Here is an 11,851-nt window from a genome sequence, read left to right as displayed (position 1 = left end):
TTAAAATCTGCCAAAACCTCTGTATTATCTAAGAACAATTTAACCATTACACTGTCTGTAAAATCAGTTACAGATAAAGAAACAATAATCTTTCCTTTTCTTGTTTCTCTTTCATCCATATTAAATATCTGTCCCTTAATAACTACTTCACCTGAGTCATCAAATAATTCTGCAATTTTAGTTTCTTCATCAAATTCGAAATCTCTACCATATACGACATCAGGGTTATCCGAGCGGGTTGATTTTACAATCTTAGGTCTTTCAGGTGTTTCCTGTGCCTTTTCTTCCTGTTTTTCAGGCTTATTGCTCTTATTTCTGCTCATTAAGATTTCAACTTCATTTCTAAGTTTCTTTTCTTTCTGTTCTTTAAATTTGTCCTTTTGTGCTTCAACTTTCTTAATTACAACTTTTAGCGGAATATTAAAACGAATATTGTAAATATTCTCAATTGTATTTTTTATGACATTCATACGTTCCTCTGTCATAAGATGCGTTTCAAGTTCCATCTCTAAAGCTGAATCGGACAAGAACTGAAATTGTGCCTTTTTATACATTGTCGCTATCAGTGCACTTTTTTGGGAAAGTTCTGTATAAATACTATCCTTATATATGTCAAATAAATTTTTTGGAGTATATTGTTGTGATAAACTGTAATGCTCCATTATCTGAACGGATATTTTCTTTCCCATCTTTAATTGTCTGCATAATTCATTTTCTACAGATAAAATAGCAGGCTTATTAATAAGCCTGCTGCTTTCTATATAAATACGCAATTTTGTTCTGTCTCTGTTAGCAGTAATTCTTGTAACTTCAACCTGTTCAAATATTTCTGTTAATTCACTATTAAGTTTTACATCTGGAAATACTTCAAAAAAAGTTTTTCTTTCCATATATTACTCACTCCAATTTTTCAATTCGTATTCTAATGCTTTAAGTAATTCTTCTTCAGGAACCTTTTTAATTATTTCACCTTTTTTCATAAGGATACCGACACCATTTCCGCCTGCTATTCCCAAATCTGCTTCTTTAGCTTCTCCCGGTCCGTTTACAACACATCCCATAACAGCTACTTTAATATCAAGATTCTGGTATTTTTCCACTAATTTTTCTACTTTTGTTGCAAGTCCTATTAAGTCAATCTGTGTTCTTCCACAAGTAGGGCATGAAACTACAGAAATTCCTCCCTGCTTTAATCCTAAAGTCTTTAAAATTAAATTAGCACTTCTTATCTCTTCAACAGGATCTCCTGTAAGAGAAACTCTTATAGTATCTCCTATTCCCTGACTCAAAATAAGTCCTAATCCAATTGCAGACTTAATGTTTCCTGATGTAACTGTTCCTGATTCAGTTATACCAACATGTAATGGATATTTAGTTTTATCAGCAATCAGTTCATGAGCTTTTACACACATTAAAACATCTGATGATTTAATGCTTATAACAAGATTATCATAGCCTAAATCTTCTATTATTTTAACTTTATCAAGTGCACTCTCCACAATTCCTTCTGCTGTCACTCTTCCATATTTTTCTAATATATGTTTTTCTAATGAGCCGCTGTTAACACCGACACGGATAGGGATATTTCTTTCCTTAGCCACATCTACTACAGCTTTAACTCTATCTAAGCTGCCGATGTTTCCCGGATTAATTCTTATCTTATCTGCACCATTTTCCATTGCTGCTATTGCAAGTCTATAATCAAAATGAATATCTGCAACTAATGGAATGGATATTTGTTTTTTTATTTTCTTCAAAGCCTTAGCAGCCTCCATTGTTGGAACTGCACATCTTATAATATCGCATCCTGCAACAGTTAACTCCTTTATCTGCTTTACAGTTGCCTCTACATCTTCTGTTTTAGTATTCGTCATTGACTGAATAAGGATTGGATTTCCTCCTCCAATTACCTTATCACCTATTTTTATCACTTTTGTACAATCTCTATACATATTCAGACTCCTAATTTTTATTGCAAATCAGATGCATTTTACAAATTTATAAAAAATTTCATTCACATTACTTGCAGTTACTTACAACAGTTTTCTAACATCGTTAAAGATTAAGAATAGCATTAATACCATCAATAATGCAAATCCAATGAAATGTACCATTCCTTCCTTATCTCTTGATACAGGTTTTCCCTTAATAACTTCAATAATGCAAAATACAAGTCTTCCACCATCTAATGCCGGCAAAGGTAAAAGATTCATCACACCTAAGTTTGCACTCAACATTATAGCCATATTGATGAGACTTAAAAGTGCCCTGTATGCACCTTCTGATTTACTTGCTTTATAAGTATCACCAATTGCACTTACAATTCCCACCGGTCCTGATACTTCATTTGCTGAAACCTTTCCGGTAACAAGCATCTTTAAACTCTTTAATACTGTATTAATCTGGTATTTTACTTCTACAAAACTATATTTTAAAGTTCTTCCAAATGACATTCTCTTTCTTGCAAGATTGTACTCAAAACCTTTTGAATAAACCGTCTGATACTGAGGTGTCATCTTAAGTTCCTTAGTCTTTCCATTTCTATTAACCGTTATCGTAACTGTATTATCACCAAATGGATTTTCTTCAATATATTTCTGTAACTCATCACCTGATTTAATTTCTGTTCCATCAACAGCAACCACTACATCTCCCGGCTGAGCTCCTGCTTCATCCATTGCACTGCCGGCTGTTACATTTCCTATAGTCGCCTCTGTATCACCGGAATTATATGACATACCAACCATATATTTCTTTACTTCTTCCGGCTTATAAGAAATTTTCTGTTTTTTTCCATCTCTTATGAATGTAAGTTTTACATTATCCGAACCTAAAGGATTAACAAAATCTTCTAAATACAATTCTCTACCGATACTTACTCCTGTACCATTATATTTAGTAATTATATCTCCTTTTCTAAGCCCTGCTTCATAAGCAGGTGATGACTTATCCACTGCCGTTACATAAGATTTATCTGTTCCAATTGCTGCTATAACAATGACTGATAAAACAAATGCAAGAATAAAGTTAAAGAAAGGTCCTGCAAAAACTACTGCCATTCTTGCCCACACCGACTTTGAATTAAATGAACCTTCTACAACTGTATCTTCATCTTCTCCTAACATGGCACATGAGCCACCAAATGGAAGACATTTAATTGAATACTTTGTTCCACCTTTTTCAAAACTACAAATTCTTGGTCCCATTCCAATAGAGAATTCATTTACTACTATTCCATTTTTCTTTGCTACAATAAAATGTCCAAATTCATGTATTAATACTAATACGCTGAAAATTATTAATGCTATTATAATACTGATAATATTTGACATACTGTCATTCCCACCTATTCTACAATTATTTTTATTTTACCTGCACCATAAAATTATCATAAATGATATTTTATCTAATGTATATGTTGTAATTGTTAACATTTAAGTTTTTTCATATTAAAATTTTAGAAGAAATTTATTAAGAGCCATACTATAGGTGCAACAAATATTACGCTGTCAAACCTATCCATTATGCCACCATGTCCCGGTATAAGTGTACCATAGTCCTTAATATCATGATTTCTCTTTATTGCTGATGCAGCTAAATCTCCTGTCATTGCAATAAGACTTCCTGCTGCACATACGATTGGATATGCTATTCTAGGGTCTAAATATCTCATTTCTATATTATTCTGAAATACTGTTGCATAAACAAATCCTAATACAGCTGCTCCAAGTATTCCACCTATAGCACCTTCTATAGATTTCTTCGGGCTTAGCACCGGTGCCATTTTATGTTTTCCAAATGCAACACCAAATACATATGCACATGTATCACTTCCCCATGAGCATAAGAATATTAACCATACATTATATGCGCCATTATTACCCATTCTTACTAAATAAACAAAAGACAACATAACTGCTACATATATTGTTCCAAAAATTGCTGCCATTACCTGTTCAGTCTTGCATTTTGGAAATTCAAAAACATAAATAGCCATGCATGCAATAAGTAATGCAACTATTAAAAATGGAACATATGTCATCATATCAAAACGAAGCATTGCATAATAAATAATTACTGCAATATATGATAATATTCCGGTAGCATATTTTTCAATACCAAACACTCTGTTCATTTCATATAAACCAATTAAGGAAACAATTCCAACTGTAACAAGTAAAACATCATTTCCTAAAATAATGGTTATAAGTGCAATTATCACCAAAATTATTCCGCTAAAAAGTCTTTCATAAAAAGATTTATTCATAAATTTACTGATTACCATCTTTAGTTCTCCTCAACTTTTCCAAATCTTCTGTCTCTTTCATTATACTTAGCTATAGCTTTTTTTAATTCCTCTTTATTAAAATCAGGCCATAAAACATCTGTAAAATAAAATTCTGTATATGCAAGCTGCCATAAAAGATAATTTGACAATCTTAACTCTCCACTTGTTCTGATTAATAAATCAGGGTCAGGAATATCGTGAGTATCTAAAAAACCGTTAAACATATCTTCTGTAATATCTTCCGGAGCAATTTTGCCTTCAGCACATTCTCTAGATATTTTTCTGATTCCTCTTACAATTTCATCTCTTGCTCCATAATTAAGTGCAATGATAAATGTAATACCTGTATTATTTTTTGAACACTCTTCTAATTCTTCTATTTTTTCAACAATCTCAGGTTCTAATCTGCTTCTTTCACCTATAACTCTTACTCTCATATTGTTGCTGTTTGCTCTTTTAATACAGTCTTTTAAATAATTTTTGAGAAGTTTCATTAAAGCTGCAACTTCATCATCAGGTCTGTTCCAGTTTTCTGTTGAAAATGCATATACAGTCAAATACTTAACACCTAAATCATATGCGTCTTCTATTATTTTTTCTACCGTCTTTGCTCCTGCCACATGTCCTGCATTTCTAGGTAAAAATCTCTTTTTTGCCCATCTTCCATTGCCATCCATAATAATGGCAATATGATTAGGTATATTCATTCCTGTTAAATCTATACTCTCTGCCATACTTCCTCCGGTTTCTGTATACATTCTAAAATGGCTTTTGCACAGAATCAATTTTTATTCTTTGCAAAAGCCACTTATTAATACGAAATTGTTTTTGCTAAGGATTTATTAACATTTCTATTATACTGTTAATATTTCCTTTGATTTTTCTTCTACTGCTGCATCAATCTTTGCAACATATTTATCTGTAGATTTCTGAACATCATCCTGATATTCCTTAATTTCATCTTCTGAAATTCCATCTTCTTTTCCTTTTTTCTTAATTGCATCCATTGCATCTCTTCTAATATTTCTAACTGCAACTTTTGCATTTTCACCTTTTTTCTTAACATCCTTTACAAGTTCTTTTCTTCTTTCTTCTGTTAATTCAGGGAAAACAAGTCTAATCATCTTACCATCATTAGTTGGTGTTAATCCTAAATCAGACATTAAAAGTACCTTTTCAATATCTTTCAAAATTGATGCTTCCCAAGGCTGAATTACAATCATTCTTGCTTCAGGTACAGAAATATTACCAACCTGCTGAAGTGGTGTTGGTGTACCATAATAATCAACTGTAATCTTATCTAAAATATGTGGATTCGCACGTCCTGCTCTAATAGATGTGTATTCACTATATAAATTGTCTAATGACTTTTCCATCTTATCTTCATATGTCATAATTAATTCTTCCATGTTAAAACTCCTTCATTCTATAAATTATTCTACTGTAATTTTTGTTCCTATTTTCTCGCCTGTTGCTGCCTTAATAATGCTATTTTCTTCATTCAATCCGAATAAAAGCATTGGCATTTTATTTTCCATTGCCAAAACACTTGCTGCAAGATCAATTACTCCAAGTCTGTCATCTACAATCTTACTTATTGGTAATTCATCATATTTCTTAGCATCCGGGTTAACAGCAGGATCACTATCATACACACCGTCAATTGCTTTAGCTCCTAAAATACAATCTGCTTCAATTTCAATGGCTCTTAAAACCATTGTCATATCTGTTGAAAAATATGGATGACCTGTTCCTCCGGCGAAGAAACAAACCTTACCTGCCTTTAATCCATTAACAGCTTCATCCTTTGAAAATAATTTAGTCCATGTTCCGCATGTAAATGGTGTAAATACATCTGTGTCCATTCCTTCTGTTCTGAATATTTCTGACACATACATACAGTTCATAATTGTGGCAAGCATACCGATTCCATCTGCCTTAGGTCTGTCAATCTTTTCACTTGTACGACCTCTCCAAAAATTTCCTCCACCTATAACTATTCCAACTTCTATATTCTTATCTACAAGTTGCTTAACCTGCTTAGCAACTGCAACACAAGTTGCCTCATCAAATCCGGTTTTCTTATCACCGGCTAAAGCTTCACCGCTAAGTTTAAGTAACACTCTCTTCATTGTTTATTCCTCTTTTTTCTATTATTATTTCGTATGTTTATCTGTATCATTCCACAAAATGGGCGCACTAATACAAAATCTGTAACTAGAATACCATAGTTACTAAAAAAATTCAATTATACCTTTGTTGTAAAACATCCATATTTACAAAAGATTTTCTTATTATTTTTCTACTCAAATAATTTCTTAATTATAATGCAGAAATCATTTTAAACAAACTATGTTTTTGTTTGACTTCCCCGTGTTCTTTCATTTAAATAAATAGGTTAAGAACATAACTTAAATTATATTTGTAAACTAATCTGAATATACTTATATCTTGCGTCAAAATGCATATACTTAAAAGGCAGTCTGAATCATTATTATATGTATCCGAAATTTCTCGTACATATAATCAGCATTCAGACTGCCTTCTTATTTTTATTGTTTTATATCTTCCTAAAATATTTATTAAGATACTCTATTTATTATTCTGTTTCTTTTTTTCATCAAAATAATCTTTTGTTTCTTTTGCAACTATACCACTTAATACAAACAATGCAATAATATTTGGAATGGCCATAAGTCCATTAAATATATCTGCAATTGTCCATACTGCCTTAACAGTCATATATGGTCCGATAAATACTGCTAAAATGTATAACCATCTATAAACCTTTACAGCAGTTTTACTTTTATTTGATAAATATTCCAAACATCTTTCACCATAGTAATCCCATCCAAGAATAGTTGTGAATGCAAAGAATACTAAACATACCATTAATATGAATGCTGAAACTTCTGCCGGGAGAAAACTTAATCCTTTCTGGAAAGCATATGTCGTAACCTGAACGCCTTCAAGTCCAACAACTTTGTATGCACCCATCATTACAATTGAAAGACCTGTTAATGTACAAACAATAATTGTATCTATGAAAGTACCTGTCATTGTTACAAGTCCCTGACGAACAGGATCTTTTGTCTTTGCTGCAGCTGCTGCTATAGGTGCTGAACCAAGACCTGCTTCATTTGAGAAAATACCTCTTGCTATACCTTTTTGCATTGAAATTGCTATAGATGCAAATACACCACCTGCTACTGCTTTTGCACCAAATGCATATTCAACTATTGTCACTATTGCTCCAGGTAATTTTGTAATATTAGTTACGATTAAAACTAATACTGCAACAATATATAAAACAGCCATAAATGGTACAATTACCTGTGATACATTAGCAATTCTCTTAATACCACCAATTACAACTAATCCTACACAGATAGCTAAAACAAAAGCTGTGATTACAATAGCAATTGAATAATCATTTCCTAAAATACTAACTGTATCTTCTTTATTAGGGTCAAAGAATGACTGGACCGCTGATGCAATTCCGTTAACCTGTGTAAATGTTCCGATACCAAATAAACCTACACATGCTCCAAAGAATGCAAATATCTTCGCAAGCCATTTCCATTTATGTCCCATACCATTTTCTATGTAATAGAATGGTCCACCAAGTACATGACCTTCTTCATCAATCGTTCTATAGCGTACTGCTAAAAATCCCTCTGAATATTTTGTTGCCATTCCAAAGAAAGCAGCTACCCACATCCAAAATAACGCCCCCGGTCCACCTACTGCAGTACCAAGTGCTGTACATCCAATAGCTGTTGCTACACCTACAATGTTACCTGTACCAATTGTTGCTGATAATGCTGTACATAGTGCTCCAAAACTACTAACTTCCCCGTGTCCTTCTTCTTCGTTCTTAAACATATACTTAAGTGCCTTAGGCAAATGCACTATCTGTAATAGTCTTAACCGAAAAGTAAGGTAGATGCCTGCTGCAAGAATCAACACAATAAGTGGGATTCCCCAAACTAAATCATCTACCTTAACTAAAAAATCCGTAAAATTGCTCATAATATTCCTCCTGTCCTTTTGCCTGAGAGATTAGTGATGCTTCTAAAAGTTTAAATATCACCTTACACCTTCGGCGTCTGTATAACTGTTTACCTCAGCTATCAGAACTCTCCAGTTGTCACCCTTAATCTTATCTTTTGTGACACTATCATATTTATTTTAGTAAGGTAAAGCGATAAAATCAAGCACTTTTTTTATAACTTTTTATGTCATTTCGTTTTTTCTATGATTTTCCCGACCCATCTTTATTATTTTATATGTAATTTAACTTACCTGATAACTTTATATATATCTAAGTTAAATAAAATATTTAATTCATTGATATCCTGTATAAATTGCTTTTTAATACTACTTCCAATTTCTATCTTTTTATCAAATTCCTTGATTTCAATTATTCCTTCATCACTAATATTTACTATATGAGCTGCATTTACTATACCATTTCTGCTACACCGTACAAAATCTTTACAACCTAATCGCTCTATAATACTGTCACATGTTTTATACCCTATGTTTGTAACCGTATCATTACTATATATCTTAACCTGTCTGTTGCTGTTTTCTATATATTTTATTTCGGATTTATTAAAAAAATAAATAACACCATTGTGCTTAAATTTAACTTTGTCACTCTTTCTTTTTACAAATTTATAATTATTTAGTTTCTTCAATATTTCTTTTAGTCCTTCCATGTCATATGGTTTTCTCATAAAAGCATAGCATCTGACAATTTCATATGCTTGAAAAATAAGTTTCTCATTATCAGCCATAATAACAACCGGAATAAATCTATACGCCCTCTGTTTTCTTACATCTTTCGCAAATTCAAAACTATCGTTATTTGAATTTATTTCAATAATAAACAAATCAACATCATTATTAATTATAACTGAATTTGCCTCTTTTTGCGTTTTAACTGATAATATACAAATATCACTATTTACTTCATTTACCACCATACTTACTTTTTTCAGGCTTTCATCACTTACCCAAATTAAAATCTTTTTCATTCATTTCTCCTATACATAAAAACACAACATCATATTCATTCTACGAATAATGACATTGTGTTATATATATTTCTTCTTTCGTATTTTATAAATTATTCCCTATAATTTATAACTAAGCAAAACCTTCTCCACATAAACACATTTAAAATATTTTGCTAAATATATTAACTTTTTCGTACTATCCTTATTTTAATTATCACATATTTTATTCTTATATTTTTTTATTCTCTGTTCAAAACCTTCTTCAGCCTGATATTTCTTTATTCTCTGTTCAAAACCTTCCAATTCATTTCTAAGTAATACATCTACATCCAAACATTTATCCATATCACTTTGTACATTTCCACATATAATAAAACTTGCTGAAATATCAAATTTATTTTCTAATTCATATAGTATTTCAATCGGAATGTTTACCTTTCCAACCTCTATTCTTCTATAAGCTTCCGTATTCATATGTAATTCTTTTGCCAACTGTGCCTGTGACATTTGTAACCATTCTCTTACAATTCGCAATCTTTTCTTACTTTCAGTCTGTATATTCGTCACTCATACCTCCTATTTGTAATTAGGATTTTACATTTATTTCCAATTTTACTTTTTTATGACAATTTTCACTAGTGTATATTTTGTTTGGTACTATGCACTTTTGTTTGGTTACAAATCAAAGACCTAACTTTATATTCCTATTTTGTTGTGTAATTTGATAAGAACATTTATTTTGCCACTTTTTAATCAAACTTTTTTACATAATAGGATTTCTATGAAATTTTCTATATTAAAAAATCCCTTTCAGGCATCTTCCATGCCTAAAAAGGATTCCTATTATTCATTGTATAAAATATTCATATATTTTTAATACAATAAAGCTATACAATTATGCCTAAGGTAAAAGCCCTGACTTTAATGCTCATACAGGCTTAGACCTTTTACCTCTGACATCATACGATATGTTTAATTTTTAATTATTTTACGTTAAATGCTCCGTTTCCAGGATATACAGCACTTGTTCCAAGTTCTTCTTCGATTCTTAAAAGCTGATTATATTTAGCAACACGTTCACTTCTGCTAGGAGCACCTGTCTTAATCTGACATGTATTAAGTGCAACTGCAAGGTCAGCAATTGTAGTGTCTGCTGTTTCACCTGAACGATGTGATGAAATAGCTGTGTAGCCTGCTTTATGAGCCATCTTAATTGCTTCTAATGTTTCTGAAACCGAACCAATCTGATTTAATTTGATAAGGATTGCATTACCAGCTCCCATCTCAATACCTTTTGCAAGTCTTTCAGTATTAGTAACAAATAAGTCATCACCTACTAACTGAACTTTGTCACCAAGTCTGTCTGTAAGTTTCTTCCAACCTTCCCAGTCTTCTTCATCAAGACCGTCTTCAATTGAAATGATAGGATATTTTTCACATAACTTAGCCCAATGTTCAATAAGTTCTTCTGCAGTGTATTCTGTTCCTGCCTTTGGAAGTTTATAATATCCTTTTCCTTTTTTGCTCTTCCATTCTGATGATGCCGCATCCATTGCAATCTTGAAATCTTTGCCAGGTTCATATCCTGCTTTCTTTACAGCTTCAAGGATAGTTTCAATAGCTTCTTCATCAGATTTAAGTGCAGGTGCAAATCCGCCTTCATCACCAACTGATGTTGCTAATCCTTTTTCTTTTAAAATTCCTGCTAAAGCGTGGAAAACTTCAGCACACCATCTTAAACATTCCTTAAATGATGGTGCTCCAACAGGCATAATCATAAATTCCTGTACATCTAATCCTGATGATAAAGCATGGCATCCACCATTTACAATATTCATCATAGGTACAGGTAATCTGTTTCCTGAAATTCCGCCTAAGAATCTATAAAGAGGAATATCTAAGGCAATTGAAGCTGCCCTTGCTGTTGCAATCGATACTGCAAGAATAGCATTTGCCCCTAATTTTGTTTTTCCTTTTGTACCGTCTGCATCAATCATAGCCTTATCTACAGCATAAATATTTGATGCATCCATTCCTGTAATTGTATCATTTATAATTGTATTAATATTTTCTACGGCTTTCTGTACACCTTTTCCTAAATATCTATTTTTATCACCATCTCTAAGTTCTAATGCTTCAAACTCACCTGTTGATGCTCCACTTGGTGCCGTTCCTCTTCCAATTGTACCATCTGCTAAATATACTTCTGCTTCTACTGTTGGATTTCCTCTTGAATCCAATATTTCTCTTCCAATTATTTTTTCAATCTGCAAATAATTCACTATCCGCATCTCCTTTCTGTTGACTAGGACTCTATACCGAAAGGTAGCTATCCTTTCGGTTAGTATTTCTAAAAGAGTCCAAATGATTTATTTGTTGAAGTTAGTTATTTCTAACTATAATCATACTATACTAACTCAATGATAATTTCAAGTAATTTTTTTTTAACAAGAATTTATTTTTGCTTTCTATTCTTCTCTCCCAAATAATTGCAAAAAAAATCCGCCCCTGATTGATATGCTCCCTGTCAAGTAGACAG

The 11,851-nt window shown here is 32.0% G+C and carries 11 protein-coding genes and 1 riboswitch; all 11 genes read right to left on the bottom strand.

The window, feature by feature from the left end:
* A partial coding sequence (locus ABMA45_RS03340; RefSeq protein ID WP_348029908.1) for a PolC-type DNA polymerase III N-terminal domain-containing protein occupies positions 1-890 on the bottom strand: 890 nt, incomplete at its 3' end.
* Between the two features lie 3 nt (positions 891-893).
* Positions 894-1,952 (bottom strand): flavodoxin-dependent (E)-4-hydroxy-3-methylbut-2-enyl-diphosphate synthase, encoded by a 1,059-nt coding sequence (gene ispG / locus ABMA45_RS03335; protein WP_022088467.1) that lies wholly within the window; start codon positions 1,950-1,952, stop codon positions 894-896.
* 81 nt (positions 1,953-2,033) lie between these two features.
* Positions 2,034-3,332 carry an RIP metalloprotease RseP gene (gene rseP, locus ABMA45_RS03330; RefSeq protein WP_022088466.1) on the bottom strand — a complete coding sequence of 433 codons (1,299 nt, stop codon included), beginning with the start codon at positions 3,330-3,332 and terminating at the stop codon, positions 2,034-2,036.
* A 125-nt stretch (positions 3,333-3,457) separates the two neighbouring features.
* Positions 3,458-4,285 carry a phosphatidate cytidylyltransferase gene (locus ABMA45_RS03325; protein WP_022088465.1) on the bottom strand — a complete coding sequence of 276 codons (828 nt, stop codon included), beginning with the start codon at positions 4,283-4,285 and terminating at the stop codon, positions 3,458-3,460.
* Positions 4,286-4,287: 2 nt separating this feature from the next.
* On the bottom strand, positions 4,288-5,022 hold the full coding sequence (locus ABMA45_RS03320; protein ID WP_022088464.1) for an isoprenyl transferase: 735 nt from the start codon (positions 5,020-5,022) through the stop codon (positions 4,288-4,290).
* 120 nt (positions 5,023-5,142) lie between these two features.
* The gene (gene frr / locus ABMA45_RS03315; protein WP_022088463.1) at positions 5,143-5,697 is read right to left on the bottom strand and encodes a ribosome recycling factor; all 555 of its coding nucleotides are present in this window, start codon (positions 5,695-5,697) and stop codon (positions 5,143-5,145) included.
* Between the two features lie 24 nt (positions 5,698-5,721).
* Positions 5,722-6,420, bottom strand: a complete 699-nt coding sequence (gene pyrH, locus ABMA45_RS03310) for a UMP kinase (RefSeq protein WP_022088462.1) — start codon at positions 6,418-6,420, stop codon at positions 5,722-5,724.
* A gap of 460 nt (positions 6,421-6,880) precedes the next feature.
* Positions 6,881-8,320: an alanine/glycine:cation symporter family protein gene (locus tag ABMA45_RS03305; RefSeq protein ID WP_022088461.1), complete on the bottom strand. Its 1,440-nt coding sequence runs from the start codon at positions 8,318-8,320 to the stop codon at positions 6,881-6,883.
* Positions 8,321-8,445, bottom strand: a riboswitch (glycine riboswitch).
* 144 nt (positions 8,446-8,589) lie between these two features.
* The gene (locus tag ABMA45_RS03300; protein ID WP_022088460.1) at positions 8,590-9,330 is read right to left on the bottom strand and encodes a LytR/AlgR family response regulator transcription factor; all 741 of its coding nucleotides are present in this window, start codon (positions 9,328-9,330) and stop codon (positions 8,590-8,592) included.
* A gap of 189 nt (positions 9,331-9,519) precedes the next feature.
* Entirely contained in the window at positions 9,520-9,879 is a 360-nt protein-coding gene (locus ABMA45_RS03295; protein ID WP_022088459.1) for a helix-turn-helix domain-containing protein, read from the bottom strand.
* A gap of 416 nt (positions 9,880-10,295) precedes the next feature.
* Positions 10,296-11,594 carry a phosphopyruvate hydratase gene (gene eno, locus ABMA45_RS03290; RefSeq protein WP_022088458.1) on the bottom strand — a complete coding sequence of 433 codons (1,299 nt, stop codon included), beginning with the start codon at positions 11,592-11,594 and terminating at the stop codon, positions 10,296-10,298.
* Between the last annotated feature and the right edge of the window lie 257 nt (positions 11,595-11,851).

This window comes from Eubacterium sp. CAG:156 (genome assembly GCF_000434315.1).
GTDB classification, from domain to species: Bacteria; Bacillota; Clostridia; order Lachnospirales; family Lachnospiraceae; genus Eubacterium_U; species Eubacterium_U album.
This window is presented reverse-complemented; position numbering and strand designations above follow the sequence as displayed.